At 54.9% G+C, this 22,254-nt stretch carries 18 protein-coding genes; all 18 read right to left on the bottom strand.

The window, feature by feature from the left end:
• Window positions 1–44: 44 nt before the first annotated feature.
• Window positions 45–380, bottom strand: coding sequence for a cyclic-phosphate processing receiver domain-containing protein (locus Q0757_RS07160; RefSeq protein WP_298785740.1), 336 nt, complete (start codon window positions 378–380; stop codon window positions 45–47).
• A 43-nt stretch (window positions 381–423) separates the two neighbouring features.
• Window positions 424–4,125 carry a dynamin family protein gene (locus tag Q0757_RS07155; protein WP_298785738.1) on the bottom strand — a complete coding sequence of 1,234 codons (3,702 nt, stop codon included), beginning with the start codon at window positions 4,123–4,125 and terminating at the stop codon, window positions 424–426.
• Window positions 4,126–4,188: 63 nt separating this feature from the next.
• Entirely contained in the window at window positions 4,189–5,481 is a 1,293-nt protein-coding gene (locus Q0757_RS07150; RefSeq protein ID WP_298785736.1) for an EAL-associated domain-containing protein, read from the bottom strand.
• 62 nt (window positions 5,482–5,543) lie between these two features.
• A complete protein-coding gene (gene metA / locus Q0757_RS07145) occupies window positions 5,544–6,452 on the bottom strand; it encodes a homoserine O-succinyltransferase (protein WP_298785734.1) in 909 nt (302 codons plus the stop codon).
• A gap of 142 nt (window positions 6,453–6,594) precedes the next feature.
• A complete protein-coding gene (gene nadE, locus Q0757_RS07140; protein WP_298785732.1) occupies window positions 6,595–7,422 on the bottom strand; it encodes an ammonia-dependent NAD(+) synthetase in 828 nt (275 codons plus the stop codon).
• A 21-nt stretch (window positions 7,423–7,443) separates the two neighbouring features.
• The gene (locus Q0757_RS07135) at window positions 7,444–7,764 is read right to left on the bottom strand and encodes a hypothetical protein (RefSeq protein WP_298786159.1); all 321 of its coding nucleotides are present in this window, start codon (window positions 7,762–7,764) and stop codon (window positions 7,444–7,446) included.
• The gene (locus tag Q0757_RS07130; protein WP_298785730.1) at window positions 7,748–8,215 is read right to left on the bottom strand and encodes a thioesterase family protein; all 468 of its coding nucleotides are present in this window, start codon (window positions 8,213–8,215) and stop codon (window positions 7,748–7,750) included. The genes Q0757_RS07135 and Q0757_RS07130 overlap by 17 nt, the downstream gene beginning before the upstream one ends.
• Window positions 8,190–10,553 (bottom strand): AAA family ATPase, encoded by a 2,364-nt coding sequence (locus tag Q0757_RS07125; RefSeq protein ID WP_298785728.1) that lies wholly within the window; start codon window positions 10,551–10,553, stop codon window positions 8,190–8,192. The genes Q0757_RS07130 and Q0757_RS07125 overlap by 26 nt, the downstream gene beginning before the upstream one ends.
• Before the next feature lie 196 nt (window positions 10,554–10,749).
• Window positions 10,750–13,488 (bottom strand): aconitate hydratase AcnA, encoded by a 2,739-nt coding sequence (gene acnA, locus Q0757_RS07120; RefSeq protein ID WP_298785725.1) that lies wholly within the window; start codon window positions 13,486–13,488, stop codon window positions 10,750–10,752.
• 212 nt (window positions 13,489–13,700) lie between these two features.
• Entirely contained in the window at window positions 13,701–14,138 is a 438-nt protein-coding gene (locus tag Q0757_RS07115; RefSeq protein WP_298785723.1) for a YueI family protein, read from the bottom strand.
• 18 nt (window positions 14,139–14,156) lie between these two features.
• A complete protein-coding gene (locus Q0757_RS07110; RefSeq protein ID WP_211218991.1) occupies window positions 14,157–14,669 on the bottom strand; it encodes a CcdC family protein in 513 nt (170 codons plus the stop codon).
• 100 nt (window positions 14,670–14,769) lie between these two features.
• Window positions 14,770–16,557 carry an ABC transporter ATP-binding protein gene (locus Q0757_RS07105; protein WP_298785719.1) on the bottom strand — a complete coding sequence of 596 codons (1,788 nt, stop codon included), beginning with the start codon at window positions 16,555–16,557 and terminating at the stop codon, window positions 14,770–14,772.
• A complete protein-coding gene (locus Q0757_RS07100) occupies window positions 16,557–18,308 on the bottom strand; it encodes an ABC transporter transmembrane domain-containing protein (protein ID WP_298785717.1) in 1,752 nt (583 codons plus the stop codon). Before Q0757_RS07100 ends, Q0757_RS07105 begins: the two co-directional genes overlap by 1 nt.
• A gap of 60 nt (window positions 18,309–18,368) precedes the next feature.
• The gene (locus Q0757_RS07095; RefSeq protein ID WP_022792130.1) at window positions 18,369–18,593 is read right to left on the bottom strand and encodes a YneF family protein; all 225 of its coding nucleotides are present in this window, start codon (window positions 18,591–18,593) and stop codon (window positions 18,369–18,371) included.
• 196 nt (window positions 18,594–18,789) lie between these two features.
• Window positions 18,790–20,775: a transketolase gene (gene tkt / locus Q0757_RS07090; protein WP_298785713.1), complete on the bottom strand. Its 1,986-nt coding sequence runs from the start codon at window positions 20,773–20,775 to the stop codon at window positions 18,790–18,792.
• 187 nt (window positions 20,776–20,962) lie between these two features.
• Window positions 20,963–21,202, bottom strand: coding sequence for a DUF896 domain-containing protein (locus Q0757_RS07085; protein WP_079476458.1), 240 nt, complete (start codon window positions 21,200–21,202; stop codon window positions 20,963–20,965).
• 67 nt (window positions 21,203–21,269) lie between these two features.
• A complete protein-coding gene (locus Q0757_RS07080) occupies window positions 21,270–21,929 on the bottom strand; it encodes a recombinase family protein (RefSeq protein WP_298785708.1) in 660 nt (219 codons plus the stop codon).
• A gap of 27 nt (window positions 21,930–21,956) precedes the next feature.
• Window positions 21,957–22,199, bottom strand: a complete 243-nt coding sequence (locus tag Q0757_RS07075; RefSeq protein ID WP_298785706.1) for a hypothetical protein — start codon at window positions 22,197–22,199, stop codon at window positions 21,957–21,959.
• Window positions 22,200–22,254: the final 55 nt, after the last annotated feature.

Below are 22,254 nucleotides of genomic sequence, written 5' to 3'. Positions count from 1 at the left end.
AAGCTTTTCCCGGTATATAAAAAAGAAGCCCTGATAGGCTTCTTTTAGGCATTCAATGGAAGCGGCCGGTGCAGAATCTTCACTCGTTCAGGAAGTTCTCCGGACCTGCGCGCCTCCATCAGTCTCCGGTACATCCGTTTACCGCCAACTGCATTAGCTGAGTGTATAGTAATTTTTGAAGGTATAATTTGTTTTTCAAGTAAATACAGCACGACGGAAAATCCATTAAAATACTTCGTTCCCAAATCGTGGTCAAGCGACAGATGACTGATATCTGCCGTGTTTTGCAGCAATCGCATACATTCTTCCGCTGTTTTTACTAATACGTGATTATCCGGAGACTGTCGGACGTCGTCTAGAAAAATATTTGTTCCGTTCATGTCCCCATCCTTTGTCTTACAGAGTACTTGTATTATAACACACTTACTCTTCCTGTCCAACCAGCCTCCGGATCGCTGCTTCAAGCTCGGCCCACTCCAGCCCGGTCTCTCCTGTTTTTTCCTGCCGGAGCCACTCCGTCTGCCGGCGGGCCGCCGTTTCCCAGTCAGCGGTGCGCTGCTCCCACCGGGCCCTTGCAGCCGCCTCTGCCCAGGCGTAGACCTCTGCTTTGGCAATCTGCAGTTCTTCTTCGACGACCGGACGCAGCTGCTGCTCCAGCACTTCCCGATACGCTTTGTTCTGCCCGTTCATGAAAAAATCATGGTGGGTGAGCGTCTTCCACTCGCCCTCCACTGCCTCTGCGATCGCCGGCACCTCCGGCGGGGAAAATTCGATTGCCGGAAAAGCCGTTTTCTCCCCTGAAAAGACATAACCGAAATGGTCCGGCAGCTGCTGTCTCCAGTCCTGCTCTTCGTCGTCCATGGTACGGTGCATCCACTGTTCAATCCGGGCGGAGGTGATTCTTGTCTCCTGCAGGAACCGCTGCAGCACCTGCTGCACCGCTTCCGTCGTCTTCCGGCGGAGCTGCGAGCGAAACGACGGCTGCTCGTAAAAGTACGCCCGCGAAAACCAAAACATAAATTCTTCCCGGTAGTAATAAAACAGGCGCTGGCGCACGTAAAAAAACAACTCCTCCGTTTCCTCCGTAAGCCGCTTTTCGATCCGTTTCCATGATTCCGTCCATTTGTCATGAGTGATGAACTGCTCGAGCTGTGCGATATCGTTTTGCTTTTCCCGCTCCTGTTCGTCATCCGTCCGTTCCGCCTGCGCCCGCGCTCGTTCCACATAGGTCAGGACCTCCGCTGCCTCCCGGCTGCCCTCGTTCATCACAGTCGTCTCAAGCGTAGAGGAAAGAAACTGCTCAAACACGGCTTCGAACCCTTCCAGGCCGCCGGCCGATTTGTCCTGCAGCGATACTTTTCCGGAAACAGGCAGAACGAGCGGATCATGGATACCAATCGCGGCCAGCTCCTGCCGGACGTAGTGGAGAACCTCCTCGAGCTCCTGGCGTCCCGCGGCCAGATCCGCTGCATTAACCAGGAAAAGGAGCTTGTCATAGGAAAAGGTCTGGTTCACGGCAGCCAACTGCTCCAAAAATGCTTTGTCCCCGCGGGAAAACGCATGGTTATAATAGGATAAAAACAAAATAGCGTCCGCCCGCTTCATTTCCTGAAACGAAATGTCCGCGTGCCGCTGATACACGGAATGGATGCCGGGCGTATCGACGACTTCCATTCCTCTTTCGGTCCACCGGGTCGAAAGGTAAACATCCGCCCGCTCGATCATCATGGCGGCTTCTTCAGCACCTGCAGCCTGCTGAAACGCCTCCAGAGTCACCGTTTCCGGGCGGCCGGCACGGCTTTTTTGCTTCTCATAGGACGCCACATACTGATCAAGCATCCTTTTTTCTTCCTCCCGCATGGCGTCAAACACGAGCGGCTCCAGATGCTGCTGCTCGAGCTCCGTCCGTTTCTGCTTTTCGGCCTTCTCCGCCCGCTCCTGCACCTCTTCTTCATAGGCGGCGTACCGGCTGTGCCACTCCGACACATGCGAAAGACGCACCTCAAACGGCGCAAGCAGGTCATTCATGTCCTGCAGGACGTCGGTCTGCTGTTTATAATAAATCACTGCGCTCCGGTCTGCGTGCCGGCCGTCCGGCGCTTTCATGTGCGTGATGGCTGCTGTCGTCGGGTTCGCCGACACCGGCAGAACGGCTTCCCCGGCCATGGCGTTGGCCACGGTGGATTTCCCGGCGCTGAAGCCGCCGAAAAAGGAAACACGGAATGCCTGCTCCCGAAGCCGTCTTGCCCGGGCCTCAAGCCTCTGGGCAAAGCCTTCAAGCGGCGCATACGGCTGCACGAGGCGGGCAAGCTTCTGCCACCTCTCTGCCTCAGCCTCCGGATCTGCGAGAGAGGACCGCTCCCGTCCGGCACGGTCCAGATAATCCCGGTACCATTCCCGCACCGAGTAACCTTCTGCGCCCGCCGAAGGGGCCACGACCTGCATGGCCGGCTCCCGCTCTTCCTGCTGCGCGAGCGGAACCGCCTCCTGAACCCACCACTGCTGCTGGGCTTCGAGCAGCTCCTTCTTCTGATAAAATTCCTCCCGCCACGCTTCGTAGGCCTCCCATGCCTGCCGATGGGCTGCCGCGTTTGCTTCCTGCCGCTCGGCTTCCATTTGTTTATGGGCACGAGCCTTCTCTAAAAACAGCGGCATCCATTCAGCAAGCTGGCGCCGGTACGCCGTCTGCATTTTTTCCTCGAGCGTGCGGCAGTAGGTTCTTGCATAGGCCTCCGTAAGACGCGCTCCCTTGTTTTCCGCTTCCTCGAGCATTGCGGGGTCTGCGCGCACCTTCATGGTCTCAATAGCGGCTTCCACCTCCGGACTTTTCCCCGCATACTGTTCGGCGGTCTGCTTCATGTCACGCTTTAAATGATTTTCGAGCTCGTTTTTTATGTTTTCATTCAGCTCTTCGAGCACCCGGGCCTCGCGCTCTTTTCGCACCCGGGCTGTTTTCCGGGTGCCCAGCCAGCTTTTCACCCGGAACGTGACCAGGCGGGATTCCAGATACGCGTGCACAGCGGCCCGGGTATGATAGGGCATCAGCTTGGCACGGGCAAAGCCGTCGTGGATGGTCCGGCGCATTGCTTTTTCCGCCTTCGTTTCCCAGTGCCTGAACTCGCCGGCGGCCTCCTCATCGGCCTTGAGCGCCTCGTAAAGGGCCCCCGGCGTGGAAAACGTCTCCCAGACGCGCTGCACGTCCCCGTCCGGCTCCGCAGCAGCAAGACGACTTCGCACATGGGAAGCAATGATGTAATAGGCTCTCGCGGCGCATGTCTGCCGGATGCGCTCCTCACGCTCCCGGTAATCTGCGGGCAGCATTTTCTCCCGCAGGGCTTGCCACGAAGCAGCGGTCCGCTCCGGGTAAAGGGCGGACACAAAGAAAATGGCTTCGTATTCGATCTGCCGGCGGTCCAGGCTCTGCCGGATCCGGTCCTGGTACGCCTGAAACGACAGCTCCTCCTCCTCGTGCTTATCCACCTGATTGACGATAAGACACGGGCGGACATACTGCTCGTTCAGCTGCTGCATAAATAAGAAATTTTCCTCCGACTCCACCTGCTGGTAGTCGGTGACGTAAAACAGCTCATCGGCTACCATCCATTCCGATTCCGCCGCCCGCTGATGAGCGGCTTCGGTGGAATCGATGCCCGGCGTATCAAAAAGCGTCACTCCCGGCGGCAGCGGCAGATCAGGATGCTTCACCTCCACCCGTTCGGTCTCTGTGGCCATCATCCAGGCGTTCGTCCATTCCCCGGGCGGTATAGCCGCGGTCTCTCCGCCGGTGGTCACCTGATAGGAGGAAGCGCTTCCGGTCGTAAACGAAACGATATTGGCACTCGTCGGTACCGGGTGGGCCGGCAGCCATTCCCCGTCCAACATCCGGTTGATCAGCGTGCTTTTACCGGCGGAAAAATGGCCGCAGACGAGCACATGGTACGCCGACTCGCTGTTTTTCGCCTTCAGCCGCTCAAGGTCCTTCTGCTCCTCTTCGCCCAGAGCTGCCGTGGCCTGGAGATTTTCCAGGCCGTCCGTGACCGCCGCCTCTGAAAACGTATGCCGGGAGAAAAAGCTCCGGACCGTGTCATTATTCCATTGATACATATCAAAACTTGGCCGCTGCACCGATACCGCGCTCCTTTTTATGTAAAAACGCCGCTCCTCCGCAGAAGGAGAAGCCGGCGCTGTTTACAGCAGATAATCTTTTTCATACAAAAACGCATAAGGAATGTCCACAAACACGTACAGATCCTCCGTGATCGGATGGGAATACGTCCGGATCATTTCATCGCTGTGAAAATCCGTATACATATCAGAAAGAATCCCCCGCTGTTCAAAGTTCATGCGCACAATGTTTTCGAGGAAATACGGCCGCCAGCTCCAGTTGCGGTTGCGCTCCTCCGTCCGGTATTCCCAGGCTTCCCCGCTCTGGCGCGAGGCGTTGCCGGAAAGCTGATATCCTTCCCGGTCACACACGTACACCCGGAAGCTCATTTCCTCGAGCGACTCGGCGGTCTTCATCGTCCAGCCGTCGATATCCTCCATCACATCCGCGTGCTTGAGCCGGTCGTTCAGCCGCTTGTTCAGCTCGGAGGTCAGCTGGATCTGGGCTTCAATTTTTTTGCGTTCCACATCAATAAAATGATGGATGTCCTTTTTCATCCGTTCCTGAAACTGGTCTTTTTCTATGAACGTCTCTTTCGGCTTATCCAGATAAAATCCCTGATAGTACCGGGCACCGTTGCGCCAGGCGTAATTCAGCTGATTAAAGGACTCGATCTTTTCAAATAAAAGCGAAGCCCCGATTTTTCTCGACAGCGTCGATAACGAATGCAGCACGTCCCGGTAAATGCTCGGGACTGCAAAATTTTCGGAAAATGTCACATCCACCTTCAGGACATTCGGCTTTAAGTAGGCAATCTGCTCCAGATGAATCGCTTCCTGGCCGAGATTGTCAATCGCAATCGACAGGCCGGCGCTCTGGGCATACTGCATGAAATGCTTCAGGCGGGACAGGTCCTGCTGAAAATCCGTCGCCTTCAGCTCCAGGCAGATCGAGGTCGGGGCGATACCTCTTTCTTCGTATCCGAGCAGAAATTCGACCAGTCCGTCTCCTCCGTCGCCCAGAATGGTGGCCGCATCCACGTTCAAAAAAATCATATCCGTCCGCTCTCCGGCCGCAAAGGTTTCCAGGGCAGCCTGGTGCACGGCACGGTCGATTTCCTGCTTGTACTCCCACGGCACTCCCGGGTCCCGAAAGCAGCTCTCGAGCGTTTCGGCGTTCCCGTTGTCGTTTTGGAAGCGGCCGAGCACTTCATACGCAGAAATTTCCAGCTTATCGGCACTCAGTATCGGCTGAAAGTATACCATGATCTGTTCTTTATTCATCAATACGTCTAGCGCATCCAACTCCATCACCCAATCTTCCGCTTTCAGTCTTCGGCGGCACTGCCATTTTGTCATTGCCTGCTGCTCACACACGCGTCTATTATATCATCTTTTTTCCGCCGACTGAAAAAACTGTTTCCAATTTGGAAACAGCTTTAGGCAAAATCGAACGGCGTCTCCTGATACACATAGTAGTTCAGCCAGTTCGTAAACAGCAGCGTCGCATGGGCGCGCCACATTTTCAGCGGGGAATACAGGTGATTGTCATCCGGAAAGTAGTTCTCCGGCACCTCGGTCCCCAGGCCGCGGCGCATATCGCGTTCAAATTCATCGCGCAGGGTCTCTGCATCGTATTCACTGTGGCCGGTCACGTAAATCCGCTTACGATCCTTGGTCGCTACGATATACAGTCCCGCTTCGTCGGATTCCGACAGAATGTCGAGGTCCGGACAGGCTTCCACGTCCTCGCGCCTCGTTTTCGTGTACCGGGAGTGCGGCACGTAAAACTGATCGTCGAACCCGCTCAACAGCTTTTCATTGCGTCCATTAATATAGTGCGGGTAGACGCCGAACTGCTTTTTCGGAAGCGGGTGCTTGTCGATGCCGTGGTGGTGGTACAGGCCGGCCTGCGCGCCCCAGCAGATGTGCATCGTGTTCGTGACGTTCTGGTCGCTCCAGTCGAGAATGCTCTGCAGCTCCTCCCAGAAGTCCACCTCTTCAAATGGAATTTTTTCAAGCGGGGCGCCGGTGATAATCATGCCGTCAAATTTCCGGCTCCGCACTTCATCGATCGTTTTATAGAATGATGACAGATGCTCGCGCGGCGTATTTTTGGAGCGGTGGGTATCCGGATGCAGAAACGAGACGTCCACCTGCAGCGGCGTATTACTGAGCATCCGCAGAATCTGGGTCTCTGTGCGTTCCTTTAGGGGCATCAGGTTCAGGATGACGATTTTCAGGGGACGGATGTCCTGCAGATAGGCCCTGCTTTCGTTCATAATGAAAATATTTTCTTTTTCCAGCGTATCCTTGGCCGGTAAATAGTCAGGCACTTTAATAGGCATGCACTATCGTACTCCTTTAGCGTATTTCGGTGTTCTCTCCTTTTCTTTCTGTTATCTGTATATCAAACTTCACAGCCGGCGTCCAGTATTTCCCGCATTTGTGAAAAACGGATGGCCGCAAGGGACCATCCGCAGACGCTTGTTATTCTTTCCACCACGTATCGTATAACGTTGCCGGCAGCTCCCGTTTATGCGCCGTTTTGTTATACATGTCCACCAGCCGTTCATGGGCGTTGGCATCGATGCTGCGTCCTTCGAGAAAGTCGTCAATCTGATCATACGTCAGCCCGAGCGCTTCCTCGTCCGGAAGACCCGGACGGTCGCTTTCCAGATCGGCGGTCGGTACCTTTTCAAACGTCGATGCCGGTGCTTCCAACTCGCGCAGCAGCATTTTGCCCTGCCGCTTGTTCAGGCCAAACAGCGGTGCCACATCGCAGGCGCCGTCCCCGTGCTTCGTATAAAAGCCGGTGACCGCTTCTGCCGCATGGTCGGTGCCGAGCACAAGCAGCCCTTCGGCCCCGGCAACATCGTACTGGGCCTTCATCCGCTCCCGGGCCTTCGTGTTGCCTTTGATAAAGTCGGACATGGTCGTCCCGAGGGCCCGCTCAAACGCCTGCACCGACGCGTCCACGCCCGGCTGCACGTCGATCGTATACGTTTCCTGCGGCTCGATGTAGTCAAGCGCCTTTGCCGCATCGTCTTCATCATGCTGTTGGCCGTACGGCAGACGGAGCGCGACGAATTTAAACGGCACGGCCTGCTCAGTTTCGAGCTCATCGACCGCCATCTGGGCAAGCTTGCCCGCGAGCGTCGAATCCTGGCCGCCGGAAATGCCGAGGACAAAGCCTTTAACTCCGGCCTGCTTCGCGTATTCCTTTAAAAAGTGCACCCGGCGCTCGATTTCCTGCTTCGGGTCAATCTCCGGCGTTGTCTGCAGTGCTTCAATAATTTCATTCTGCGTTGCATTCATAGATTGTGCCTCCAGATTAAATTATTTGTTTGAACGGGGAGCCTCGATACCAAACCGCTGCATCTGCTCCCACTGTTTTTCCTCGGACAGAATATGCGCTTCATAATCTCCGAGCAGGTCAAAGTGCGGGTAGTCGTCGCGGTAATGGATCCAGCCAGCCTTCAGCCCGTACTGCCTGCCCCAGCGCACGAGTGTTTCCACGTCCCGGCAGGAGGCTTTTGTGACCGTATCACAGTCAGGAAAGCGCGGGTCATACCAGTAGTGCGTTAAGAGGGCGACCTCGCCCGACGCAGCCTTTCGTTTCCAGGCTCTTAGTTCCTGGGCTTTAATGCCAAACGCCATCATCTCCACCGCCTTTGGCAGACCCGGCGGCTGTGGACTCCGCCAGCTGGCTGTAGGCCTCATGCCAGTCCGGCAGCGCCCTTCGGATGGCTACCGGTTTGAACGTTTCCTTGCGGACACATACGTGGCTTGAAAACGCCCGGATGCACGTCTGTCCTTTGGCGTTAGTCACAATATACCCATATTTTACACGCACTCCGTCATAAGAATCAATCCACGTTTCAATTTCCACATCCTCGCCATAGACGGCCGGCGTTTCGTAATCGATATTAATACCGAGCACCGGGAACAAATAGCCAGCCTTCTCAATATCCGGATAGTGAAAGCCCATCTCCTTCATGTGGTGCGTGCGTCCGATTTCGCACCAGACCACATAAGAGCCGTGGTGGACGATGCCCATCTGGTCCGTTTCAGCATATCGTACTTCAATTGGTGTGTGAACGCTCTTCATGTCCTTCTTCTCCTTCGGATTTCACCCGTACTTCAAGCGCATGCTTCACGTCATCAGCCGTCAGCTCGTGAAGATTTTCATCGTTCTCCTCCGACTGGAACAGCCGGAAGGCCTGCTGCTGAAAGATTTCTTCGGCCACATCTTCAGCGAGCCGGGCGTTGCCGTCCGTGTTGGAAACGGCGTACCTGCTTTCAAGCAGCTCGCGCGCCTCCGGCTCAAAGTGATAGCCGAACCGCTCCACCGAACGCTCCGTGATCTCGGCCAGGTCCTGCGGCGTGTAAGGCGGGAAGTAAAAGGTTTTTTTAAAGCGGGATTCAAGACCCGGATTCATTTCAAGCAGCTGCTGCATCGGCTGCGGATAGCCGGAAAGCACAACCACCAGATTTTCGTCGTGCTTGGTCATTTCTTCGACGAGGGTATCCATCGCTTCCCGGCCGAAGTCGCTCCGCGAACTCGACATCAGGGCGTACGCTTCGTCAATAAACAGCACCCCGCCGAGGGCTTCGCGGACCTTCCGCTTCGTTTTCGCGGCTGTCTGGCCGACGTACTCGGCGACCAGGTCGCTACGGCCGGCTACGATGCAGTGGCCGCGCTTTAAGAAGCCGTATTCCTTCAGGATGCCGGCATACACCTGGGCAAGCGTCGTCTTGCCGGTGCCCGGCGGTCCGGAAAACACGGTATGCAGCTGAATCGGCACAGTCGGCGCGCCTTCTTCGCGGCGCTGCTGCTGCACGCGGATAAAGGAGGCCAGCTTTTTCATTTCCTGCTTCACGTGATCAAGGCCGATAAAGTCATCGAGCTGCTGCACGGCGGATCGTTTGTCCTTCGGCTGTTCGCCTTCCGGCTCCTGGATGTCATCGGCCGTCAGCAGCGAAAAGTCATCGATGCCGATATAGTCCTGGTTGCCGATCGCCGCCCCCTTCTGGAAAATGCTGTCGAGCACAATATTTTTCACGGTCCGGCCGTTGCCGAACGTTTCATCCACCTGTTCTTTTTCGATCCGCTCTTCAAGCACCCGTTTGCTTTCCTCGCTCAGGAAAAAGTCGTTTTCAAGCGCGACCTTTTCCCCGATTTCCATCAGCTCATCCATGCTGTAGTCAGGCAGATGAATATGGTTGCTTTCCGGAAACCGGCTGCGAAGTCCCGGATTGGCGTGCAGAAACTGCCGCATTTCCTCCGGGTAGCCGGCCAGAATAACGGCAAACGTACCGGCATATTCCCCGCTCGTCATGGCAGAAACCAGGGTATCAATCGCCGTTTGTCCAAAGTCGTTTCCGGCCATGCCCTCGCGTTTTAAGCTGTAGGCTTCATCGATGAACAGCACGCCGCCGACCGCTTCCTTAATCAGCGCCATTGTTTTTTCCTCGGTCTGGCCGACGTACGAGCCGACGAGGCGCGAACGATCGGTTTCGAGTACTTCATCGCGCTGAAGCAGGCCGAGCTGGTGATAAATTTTAGCCAGCAGGCGGGCGAGCATGGTTTTGCCCGTGCCGGGGTTGCCCGTCAGGATCATATGAAGGCTTCGTTCATCCTTCCACTGGTACCCCTGCTCCTTGCGACGCTTCTGATACTGCAGATAATGATACATGTTATGCACGCGGGACTTCACGCCGTGAAGCCCAATCATGTCATTGAGCTCTTCAAGTGGGTCGGCATACTCCTCGCCCACCTTCGTGAGCGAGCTCGACGCTTCGTTCCATTTTTGTTTCAGCTGCTCCACATGGCTGATCGCTTCTTTAATTTCGCGGACGGCCTCCGGGGAATAAAACGAGCCCGACGCCGTATCCATATAGGCCTGGGTACTCGACGCCAGCCGTTCGCACGCCTGCTTGATGTTTTCAAGCAGAAACGGAAGCTCACGCAGGTGCTCGTTTTCCACCACGTTCAAAAAGTCCACGGTCAATTCTTCCGGGTTCCACGTTTCAAGCGTGTCATCGAGATACTGAATCATCTGGCGGCACTGCTCCCGCAGCTGTTCAGCCACGCGGTAGCGGGCCGAGGCCGGATCCGTTTCGCGGAGCGGCGTCAGCTGGGTGTCGAGAATGTTTTCCTGAATGCTGTCGATCCGCTCCATCGGCCGCAGCTGCTGCAGAAGCGGCACAGATTCGTCGAGCTCTTCTGCTTTTTGCAGCCAGTTGCGGATCATCGGATCAAACCGGCGCTGATACTTCCAGCGGTCTCTGGCCATCAGCGCATACACGCGGGCACAGCCGGAGGGCTGCTCGCTCTCCTCCAGCGTCCGGATGCACTCGTAGGCACGTTTGACCGTTATATTATTTTCTTCTTTTTCCCATCTATCGATTATATCGTAAATGTTATTTTGCTCATTAATTTGCAATAAAGGCACCCCCTATCGGGAAAAGGACGAAAATGAGTAGTCATCTTTATCGTATTCCCTGGTTGAACACGCATTAGTCCTTATTTTTATTATAAGAGGTTGAGGAATGTGTGACAAATTTTATCATTACGGTATGTGAAATTTAAAAATTCTTCAAAAGAAAAGCCCCGGCGGACCGGGACCTTCTATCGGAAAATTACTGATTGCGTTTTGCTTCTGCCGCTTCAAGGTTGTTGCGGAGAACCATCTGCAAAATACCACCGTGACGATAGTAATCCATCTCAACGTCACTGTCAAAACGGGCAACTACCTGGAAGGTAGTCGTTTTGCCGTCCTGGTCAGTGGCAACGACGTCGATCATGTCATGCGGCTTCACGGTATTATCGATTTTCACATCGAACTGCTCTTCCCCGGTCAAACCAAGAGAATCAGCGTTTTCCCCTTCCTGGAACTGCAGCGGGAGCACGCCCATCAGCACAAGGTTACTGCGGTGAATACGCTCAAAGCTTTCCGCAATAACGGTCTTAATGCCGAGCAGGTTGGTTCCTTTCGCTGCCCAGTCACGGGAGCTTCCCATGCCGTAATCTTTGCCGGCCATTACAAGCAGGCCAGTGTTTTCCTCTTTGTATTTCATCGCTGCATCATAGATGGACAGCACTTCGCCGTTTGGCCAGTAGGTCGTATAGCCGCCTTCTGTGCCAGGCGCCAGCTGGTTTTTAATCCGGATGTTGGCGAAGGTTCCGCGCATCATCACTTCGTGGTTACCGCGGCGGGAGCCGTACGAGTTAAACTGTGCCGGCTTCAGGCCTTTTTCCATCAGGTAGCGGCCAGCCGGACTGTCCTTCGCGATGGACCCTGCCGGAGAAATGTGGTCGGTCGTAACCGAATCGCCGAATTTCGCCACGGCCCGCAGAGCAGCCAGCGGTTTAATGTCTTCGGGCTCCTTGGACATTTCTTCAAAGAACGGCGGGTTCTGAATGTACGTGGACTCATCGTCAAAGTCGTACAGCTGCGCATTTTCGTCCGATTGCAGCTCGTTCCAGCGCTCGTTATTATCAAAGACATTCTCGTACTCTTCTTTAAAGAGGTCCGGAGACACGTTTTGCGTAATAAAGTCTTTGACTTCGGCTGCCGACGGCCACAGGTCGTTGAAGTATACGTCATTGCCGTCTTTATCCTTGCCGAACGAATCACGGTACATATCAAAGTCAACCGTACCAGCCAGCGCGTAAGCTACAACGAGCGGCGGCGATGCCAGGTAGTTGGCTTTCACGAGCGGATGGATCCGTCCTTCAAAGTTACGGTTACCGCTCAGTACAGAGGACACAAGGAGATCGCTGTCTGTGATCCCTTTTTCGATCTCTTCGAGCAGCGGGCCGCTGTTGCCGATACATGTCGTGCAGCCGTAGCCGACCAGGTTAAACCCGAGATCGTTCAGATACGGCATCAGGCCGGAATCGTCGAGATAGCGGGTAACAACTTTGGAACCCGGCGCGAGCGACGTTTTAACGTATTCCGGTACTTCAAGCCCTTTTTCCACCGCGTTACGGGCAACAAGGCCTGCCCCGATCATTACGTATGGATTGGACGTGTTCGTACAGCTTGTGATGGCTGCGATGGCGAGCGCCCCGGTTTTCATCGTCGACGTTTTGCCGTTAGGATGCTCGATGGTCGCTTCGTTGTCGATCTCCTCCGGAGACAGGCCGAATCCCTGGTTGCCGGCTGGAGCCGTCAGCGCTTCATTAAACTGTTTTTTCATGTCGGATAAAGTAATCAGGTCCTGCGGGCGCTTCGGTCCGCTCAGGCTTGGTTCAATCTCCGCGAGGTCAATTTCAATCACCTGGGTGAACTGCGGTTCTTTTTCGGATGGATCAAAGAAGATGTGGTTGTGCTTGCAGTAGTCTTTAACAAGCTGCACATGCTCTTCGTCGCGGCCGGTCAGGCGCAGATAGTTGAGCGCTTCTTCGTCGACCGGGAAGAACCCACAGGTCGCACCGTATTCCGGTGCCATGTTGGAAATCGTCGCCCGGTCAGCAAGCGGCATTTCCGCCAGACCTTCGCCGAAGAATTCCACGAATTTGCCGACAACGTTCGTTTCCCGGAGCCGCTGGGTAACGCGCAGCGCCAGGTCTGTCGCTGTTGAACCATTCGGCAGGGAGTTTACGAGACGAACGCCGACCACTTCCGGTGCCGGGAAGTAGGATGGCTGCTGCAGCATGCCCGCTTCCGCTTCGATACCGCCAACACCCCAGCCAAGCACGCCGAGGCCGTTGATCATGGTCGTGTGGGAGTCCGTACCGACGAGCGTATCCGGATACGTGTCCACTTCGCCGTTTTCAGTTTCCTTCGTGTGTACGACGGAGGCAAGATATTCCAGGTTCACCTGGTGCACAATGCCTGTAGCCGGCGGCACAGCGCTGTAGTTGTTAAACGCTTTGGTCGCCCAGCTGAGGAGCTTGTAGCGCTCTTCGTTTCTCGAAAATTCAAAGTTCATGTTCTGGTTTAACGAGTCATTAGTACCGTAACGGTCCACCTGTACCGAGTGGTCCACCACAAGATCAACCGGAATCGCCGGGTCGATGACATCCGGGTCTCCCCCAAAATCATTCATTGCTTTTCGCAGTGATGCAAGGTCCACGACTGCCGGAACCCCGGTAAAGTCCTGGAGGATAACGCGGGATGGTTTGAATGGTACGTCATACTTGGATCCTTCTTCCGAACCCCATTTTGCTAAGCTTTCTACGTGTTCCTGTTTAATTACGTGTCCGTCCAACTGTCTTAGTACAGATTCGAGCAGCACACGAATGGAATATGGCAGCTTCGATACATCGCCGACTCCTGCATCCTGAATAGCTTTAATGTCGTAGTAGTGATACGTTTTGCCATTCGATTCAAAAGCCTTGCGAGCATTGAATACGTCTTGATTTTGAGCCATATGTACCCCTCCTTCTTGATCTATTATACAACAATCCAATAACGTTGTCGAAAAAGTAGATGAGGATAAGCAGAAAGGCCTGCAGCTGTATTACTTCACTGCCGCCTTTCCTGATCTGTTTCTCGACCCACTTTCATAGAATAGCAAAACTTTCCTCAAAGATAAATATTTTCGGATAAAAATTCGGAAAACGCTTGCCTCTTTTTCGTTTTTCAGATGCCAAGCAGCTTTTTCCACCACGGTTTTTTCTCTCCCGCGGCTGCTTCTTTGCTGTTCTCTTCCGGCTCATCCTCGGCCAACACGTCCTCACGGTTAATGGCCGTGTCGGAGGTGACGACCAGGCCGTAGGAATCTTCCGGCTCATCGAGCGTGACGCGCCGGTAAGGTACGCGCCGGGTTTCCGCTGCTTTGCGGTACGGCCGCAGCGCTTCGAGGCTCAGGTGACCGTCGACCAACACTTCTTTCGCCTTCCGGTCGTGCATCGCATTCAGCACTTCCTGGCGTATGCCTTTTTCCATCACCTGTTTTTTCGTCAGCGCAAGGATAACGCGTTCCCGGTACGTATCGAGATACAGACGCCGCTCCGCTTCATTGGGCAGTTTTTTGCCATGAATTTCATTTTGCAGGTGTTCATTTACATCGTTTGACATCGGCACTTCTCCCTTTCCTTAAGATGAATGGCGGGAGGATACAGAGCTCTCAGGCTCCGGGTCCCGCTGAAGAACCTTTTCAAGCTGTTTGTATTTCACGGCCATGTAGACGCGCCACGGCACAAGCATGGCAAAGGCCAGCAGGAAAAACATTCCGGCAAGCACCGCCGGCTCAATGGCATCGCCGATGATCAGCTTAATAATCGTACGTACGATTAACAGGCCGACCAGAATAAAGGAAAAGGCTTTGGACCGGCGCACAAAAATCCGGCGCTCCCTTATTTCAAACGACGTGGTGGCCATCAGCAGAAAGGAGAAAATAAATCCGACGAGGAGCGCCTCGCCGACTTCCAGTCCGGTTGGCCGCGCCGGCGGATAAACAAACATCAGCGCTCCCGTCGCCATAAAAAACGGCGGCAGCACGATTTTTTTAAAAGTCGCGGGCTGCTTGATGGCTTTCATGCGGATAACAATCACGACAGAAGCCATAAAAAAGGCCGTGAGGGTCGTAATAATCAGCAGTGTGCTCACTTCGGCCGCCTTCCTTTCTATAAAAATAGGGTGTATCACATGAAGGCTTTCCTGCCTTTATGATACACCCCGCAGCAGCGGCTCGCAATTGTTCCCTCTTTTACAGCACCTCTTCATTTTCATGCTGGAGCCGGTACATTTTTTCATACAGCCCCCCGGAGGCAAGCAGCTCCTGGTGCGTGCCGCGCTCTGCGATTTCGCCCTGATGGAGCACGATGATCTGGTCGGCATGCCGGATCGTGGACAGCCGGTGGGCAATCATAATGGTCGTCCGGTTCTCCACGAGACTGGCAAGCGCCTGCTGGATCACTGCTTCACTTTCACTGTCAATGTTGGCCGTTGCTTCATCGAGCACAAGCACCTTCGGGTCATGGGCGACCGTGCGGGCAAACGTGATCAGCTGTTTTTCACCGTTCGAAAACGAGCTTCCCCGCTCGCCCACCTGCTCGTCGTACTGGTTCGGGAGCGCTTCAATAAACTGATCGGCGCCGACAAAGGCAGCTGCCTGCCGCACCTCTTCATCGCTCAACCGGTGATTGTGCATCGCAATGTTTTCGCGCACCGTGCCGGTAAACAAAAACGGATCCTGCAGCACAAGTCCGACGTGCTTCCTCAGCGTCTGCTCCGGCCAGCGCTGCAGGTCCCTGCCGCCGAGGAAGATGGTGCCGGCATCGTGCTCGTAAAACCGAAGCAGCAGGTTAATGATGGAGCTTTTACCGCTGCCGGTATGGCCGACGATCGCAATAGTCTCTCCTTCCCTGACTGACAGGTTAATGTCCCGGAGGACCGGATTCTCGCCGTCGTAGCTGAACGTCACGTGATCAAACTTAATCTCGCCGCTTTCGGATGCTCCCCCGGTCTGACGTCCCCGGACGACTGCTGATTCCTGGCCGGTCACATCCATTAAATGAAACACCCGGCCGGCGGAGACAATTGACTGCTGATACAGCGACATCTGCTGCATGATTTCATTCACCGGTTCAAAGAAGCGTTCAAAATAGTTGACGAAGGCATAAATCACCCCGACCTGCACGGCCCCTTCCATGGATAAAATGCCAAAATACGACAGCACCCCGACGAGGGCAAGCACCGACACGAGGTCGATCGCCGGCCGGAGCAGCAGGCCGTCAATCTTCATGCTTTTCAGCCCGGCTTCGTAGTGAGCGTCATTGATACCGGAAAATTCCTGCTTCATCCGGTTTTCCTGCCGGAACAGCTGGATCACCGACATGCCCTGCAGGCTTTCGTTAATTTTCGTATTCAGCCGGCTCAGCTTACCGCTCATTTCCCCGTAGTACCTGGAGCTGTAGCGGCGATAAAGCGCCATTAAAATAAGCAGCAGCGGCATAATCAGTATCGCGGCAGCAGCGAGGCGGACATCCAGAAAGAACATGGCGATAAGCACCCCGACGAGAAACACCCCGTTCTGGATAAAGGTCGAGAGCACCTCCATGTACAGCTCCCGGATCCGCTCGGTATCGTTGGTGATCCGGCTCACAAGCGCTCCGGACGGCGTCTGGTCGTAAAAGCGCATCGATGCGCCCTCGACGCTCGAAAACACATCAACCCGGATCTGCTGAATGCTTTTTAGCGCAATACGCTGGAACCAGTACGTGTGAAAATACACCATGACCGCGGAAACGATGGTGGCCGATGCAAAAATGGCCGCGAGCCACGTCAATTCGCCGGCCGGAAACACGCCCGGCGTCACATAGCTGTCAATAAAGACCTTCACGAGATACGGGCTGAGAAGCTCCGCTCCGACCCCGATCACGAGAAACGTACAGGCAAATGCCAGCAGCCGTTTGTGTACAGCCGCGTACTTTAACAGCCGCTTCACGATCGCCCGCTGTTCTTGTTTGGTTAATACTTTATCCTCATGCAGCATCAGCGGTCCCCCCTTTCCACCTGCGCCTTCAGTTCTTCGCGCTTCACCATTTCTGCATAGATGCCTCCGGCTTCCATTAATGCACGGTGGGAGCCGTTTTCAACGATCGTTCCGTGTTCCATTCCCCATACCGCATCCGCTTCTTTTACCGTGCTCATGCGGTGCGTGACGATAAAGGTCGTTTTTCCCCGCCGCTCCTGCTTCAGCGCTTCGAGGATCTGCTGCTCGGTATTTGCGTCCACAGCGGAAAGAGCGTCATCCAGAATGAGGATTTCCGGATTCTTCAGAAGCGCCCGCGCAATCGAAATACGCTGCTTCTGGCCTCCGGAAAGCGTGACCCCTCGTTCCCCGACGGCTGTCGCATAGCCCCCGGGAAGTGCCACGATATCGTCATGAATGGCCGCAAGCCCGGCCGCCCGCTGAATATCCTGCTGGGTGGCTTCGGGGCTTGAGAAGGCGATATTGTCCGCAAGCGTCATCGAAAACAGAAAATGCTCCTGAGGCACGTTTCCGAACGCCAGACGGTACGTATCCAGATAATAGGCCTCTGCCGAGGTTCCGCCGATCGTAATGGCCCCGGCCCCGCTTTTCAGCTCCCGCAAGAGCAGCCGCAAAAGTGTGGTTTTCCCACTGCCGGTCCGCCCGACGATCCCGATCGTCTGGCCCGGCTGCACCGATGCGTGAATGTCATGCAGCGCGTTCGTTTCCGACCGCGGGTAAGAAAACTCATCTATGCTGATCTGCACCGCCCCGGCCGGCACTTGATCCACTCCGGCCTCCTGGTCGGTAATATCGGTCCGTTCGGCCATCAGGCTGCGAATGCGGTCATACGACGCGTGCCCGCGTTCAATAATGTTAAAAAACCAGCCAAACGCAAGCATCGGCCAGATCAGCATGCCCAAATAGACGCTGAACGTCGTCAGCTGCCCGATGGTGATGCTCCCGTCGTTGACATACCCGGCCCCAAACCCAATTGCAAGCAGGTAGCAGACGCCGATAATGAGCGTAATCGTCGGATCAAACAGGGCATCAATGCGGGCGACCCGCTCGTTTTTGTTTACGACGTCGCGGGACTGGGCGTCAAACGCTTCGATGTCTTCCTGTTCATACCCGAACGTTTTTGTTACCTTCACGCCGGAAATGCTTTCCTGCGTCCGGTTGTTCAGCTGCGAAAAAGACTGCTGGGCCGCCCCAAACCGCTGATGGAGCAGATGGCCGTACCAGCTCGTCAACAGCGCCATCAAAGGCATCGGCAGCAGCGTAATCAGCGTCAGCTGCCAGCTAATGCCGACTGCCATGGCCAAAACCACGAATCCTCCCATGACGAGCGAATCCACAATCGTTAGCACGCCCTGCCCGGCCATCATCTGTACCGCGGTAATATCGTTGGTGGCGTGTGCCATTAAATCCCCGGTCCGCTTCCGCCCGAAGAAGTCACTGCTCATCCGCGTGAAGTGCTGATACAGATTATAGCGGAGTGTACGGCCGAGATGAAGCGAGGAACCGAAAATCATAATCCGCCATACGTACCGGAGAACGTACATGCATATCCCTGCCGCAATCATCGCTCCCATCCAGCGGGCAAGCATCCCGGTCGTCAGGCGGTTTTGTTCGATGGCATCGACCACCACCCCAACCACATACGGCGGCAGAAGCGACAGCAGCGCCACAATAACAAGTAATAGTATGCCAAAGCTGTACTTAAACCGCTCCTGCCAGAAAAACCAGCGCAAATCCCAAAACGCGCGCATTTGTCTCATCCTCTCTATGGATAAAAAAGCACCCTCTAGAAGCTAGAAGGGTGCTGACCATTATTTCTTATCTTGTTGTCGCTGCATTGCTTTCATCATTTGGTTGATCTTCTTCTGGGACGGGTTCTGCCCCATCTGCATCATCATAACGCGCAGCATCTGTTCATTAATAGGAGGATTCTTTTTCAAATAATTCATCATCGTTTTTCTTGCGATAAAGAAACCGATGGCTATACCAACTAGTAAAATGACAATGCCGATAATTGTTAACCATAGCCAGCCCATGTGTCTTACCCCTTTCCCGAATACCTAACATATATGTGTGTGTTGTCAGCGTCTCTAAACAGACCTTGTTTATTATAACGCATTCTTTTATGTAAAGAAAGCACCGATTCGAAAGATTCAGCACCGGTGCCTGTTTTTTTACCGGGGTGAAAATAAGAAAAAGCAGCCGGTGGGCTGCTTTTTCCCCAACACATAGTTAGTTGATCAGCTGTCTGGCTGCTTCGGCAACTTTGTCCGGCGTGAAGCCGTACTTTTCGACGACTTCCCCGCCCGGCGCGGAAGCACCGAAGCGGTCAATGCCGTACACGGCGCCGTGGGAGCCGACGTACTTGTACCAGCCGAAGGACGATCCCATTTCCACCGCCATGGCCGGTACACCGTCCGGAAGCACCGAGCGACGGTAATCCTCGGACTGATGATCGAACGCATGGAAGTTCGGCATGCTGACGACGTTGACCGTCCAGCCGTCGTTCTGCAGCTGGGCCTTCGCGTCCACCGCGAGGGACACTTCGGAGCCGGCAGCGACGAGAAGCAGATCCGGTTGTTCGGCCTGTTCGCCGATCACGTAGGCTCCTCGGCGTACGCCTTCGACCGCTTTTTCCTTCGTATCTTCAAGCGTCGGTACGCCCTGACGGGTCAGCACGAGCGCCGTTGGTGTGTTTTCGCTTTCCATCGCTACGCGCCAGGCAGCAACCGTCTCGTTGCCGTCCGCCGGGCGGATGACGTTCAGGTTCGGAATCGCCCGGAGCGCCGCCAGCTGTTCCACCGGCTCGTGGGTCGGGCCGTCTTCGCCGACCGCGATGCTGTCGTGGGTGAACACCTGGGTGAGCGGAAGCTCCATCAGCGCACTCAGGCGCAGCGCCGGACGCAGATAATCGGAAAAGACCAGGAAGGTCGAGCCAAACGGCTTCAGGCCGCCATGCAGCTGGATGCCGTTGACGGCTGCGGCCATCGCGAATTCCCGGACACCAAACCAGATGTTGCGGCCGGTGTAGTCGTTGCGGCTGAAATCTTGTTCCGCTTTGATCAGCGTTTTATTGGAGCCGGCCAGGTCCGCCGATCCGCCGAACAGGGACGGCACGGCGGCCGCTACTTCCTGCAGCACATCACCGGAAGCGGCACGGGTCGCCACGTTTTCATCCGTAAAGACCGGCAGCTTCGCATCCCAGCCCTCCGGCAGCTTGCCGGCCATCGCCTGCTCGAGTTCTTCGGCGAGTGCCGGATTCGCCTGCTTGTAGGCGCCAAACCGCTCGTTCCATTCCTGTTCGGCCTTCGCGCCGGCCTGTTTCACTTCGTCAAACAGCTCGGTCACCTCCGGCGGAATGTGAAACGCGTCGTATTCCCACTGATAGGCTTCCTTCACCAGGTTGTACTCGTCGTCGCCGATCGGCGCGCCGTGGGCCGCGTTCGTGCCACCTTTGTTCGGTGCTCCGTAGCCAATAACGGTTTTCACTTCGATCATCGATGGTTTCGGGGACTGCTTTGCTTCTTCGATCGCTGCCTCCAGGGCATCGACGTCGTTGCCGTCCTCGATAAAGACCGTGTGCCAGCCGTAGGCTTCATAGCGCTGCAGCACGTTTTCGGAAAACGACTGGTGAAGCGCGCCGTCCAGGGACACGTCGTTGGAGTCATACAGCACCACGAGGTTACCGAGCTTCAGGTGGCCGGCAAGGGAAGCCGATTCCGACGCCACACCTTCCATCAGGTCGCCGTCGCCGCAGAGCACGTACGTGAAATGGTCGACCACGGCGTGATCGTCGGTGTTGTACTTGGCTGCCAGATGGCGTTCGGCCATCGCCATGCCGGTACCCATGGCCAGTCCCTGTCCGAGCGGGCCGGTGGTTGCTTCCACGCCAGCCGTATGACCGTATTCCGGGTGGCCCGGCGTCTGGCTTCCCCACTGGCGGAAGTTTTTCAGTTCCTCGAGCGAGAGATCGTAGCCGCTCAGGTGCAGCATGCTGTATAGAAGCATCGATCCGTGGCCGGCGGACAGCACGAAGCGGTCGCGGTTAAACCAGGACGGATTGCCTGGATTGTGGTTCATCGCCTTCGTCCATAGCGCGTACGCCATCGGCGCGGCGCCCATCGGAAGCCCCGGGTGGCCCGACTGGGCTTTTTCAATGCTTTCGATGGACAACGTCCGGATCGTGTTAATTGCTAATTGTTCTGTGCTAATTGCCATGCATATGTCCCTCCACTGTATGTATTTTTGGGTGGAAACCCGCATCTGTAGGTTGACCCCGCGGGAATTTCCGTGTTCATGTACGCTTTTATGATAAAGGTTTTAAAACGATTACACAAGCGGGTTTACGGAGAAAGAATAAAATCAAAAGGCCTGCTCTTTGTTAAGACCAGGCCTCTCTTTTATCTTAATGCCGAAAGCTGCGGTTCCGTCGTTTGACACGTTCAAGCTTGTTCGGAGTTACATCCGTGCCTTCTTCATCCACCACTTTAACGTTTTCAAGCTGGTTTTTAAATGAAGAACGGAATTTGCTTAAATATTCCTGACGCAGCGCATGCTGTTCTTCCTCTTCTTCGGCCGTCAGCCCCGTCGATTTTTGACGTTTGGCCAATTCATTAATCCGGTCAATTTTTTCTTTCGAAAGCATAAGTTGCCTCCCTTAAAATGGCGTTCCCAGTTCATTATATTAAAAACAGCATCGCACCGCAAACAAATCACTGCGGTTCCGTGTCTGTACGCTGCTGTTCATATTCTTTATAGCGGCGATGCACCGTCGCTTTGGAAATGTCGTAGCCAAGACCCCGGAGCGTCGAGGCAATATCTTTAAACGTGAGCTCCCGCTGCTTCAGTTTAACAATTTCCTCAATGGGCACTTCTATTTTCTTTCGGCCTCCGCTGCGGTTCAGCCCAAAGTTTTCCTCCGGATGATAGCCATTCTCCACCGCCCGCTGCATCCCCCGTTTGATTTTAAAATTATGCAGCCGGCGCTGATGCTCTTCCACGATCGACAAAATCTCCATAATCATATGGTCCGTGTCCGCAATTTCAAGCTCCCCGTCATCCTTCACTGTATAGATGGAGGTGCCCCTTTTCTGCAGTTCATGGAGCACGGCGATTTTGGCATTTCCACGTCCAAGCCGCGTGTCATCGGTAATCAGCAGTGTATCCGCGCTCGTGTCATCAAGGAGTTCAAACACACGGAGAAGCCCGTCCCGTTCCACGGAATAGCTGCTCTCCTGCTCCGTTACGGTCTGCTGCACCGTCCAGCCATTCGCTGCAGCAAGAGCCTCCAGCTCCTCCTGCTGCCTGGCAAGCGAGGACTGCTGTTCTTCTTTTTCCGTACTTACCCGGGCGTAAATGATGCAGGTTTTCATGTCTCAGTGATCCTTTCCGTTCGTGTTTTACTGTTCGGGAGCGTCAAATGTAACCGTTCGTTCCCACGGCTCTTCCTGATAGCCTGGCCTGTCCTTTAAAACCGGATGCTCCTTCTCATAGACGATTTCTGCCGGACGGTCTGCTTCCGTGTCGCCCAGCGTTTCCGGCGTGATCGAAGCGTCCGCTGAATATACCAGAAATAAAAGTGCAAATGCAAACAAGGCCAGCATGGTCCAGTCCGTGGAAGTAAAAGTTTTTAGTTTATTCATATGCATGTTCCCCCTGAATGAGAATGTATGTTCTTATATTCATCCAGTATACCAG

Source organism: uncultured Marinococcus sp. (assembly GCF_947493875.1).
GTDB lineage: Bacteria > Bacillota > Bacilli > Bacillales > Marinococcaceae > Marinococcus.
This window is presented reverse-complemented; position numbering and strand designations above follow the sequence as displayed.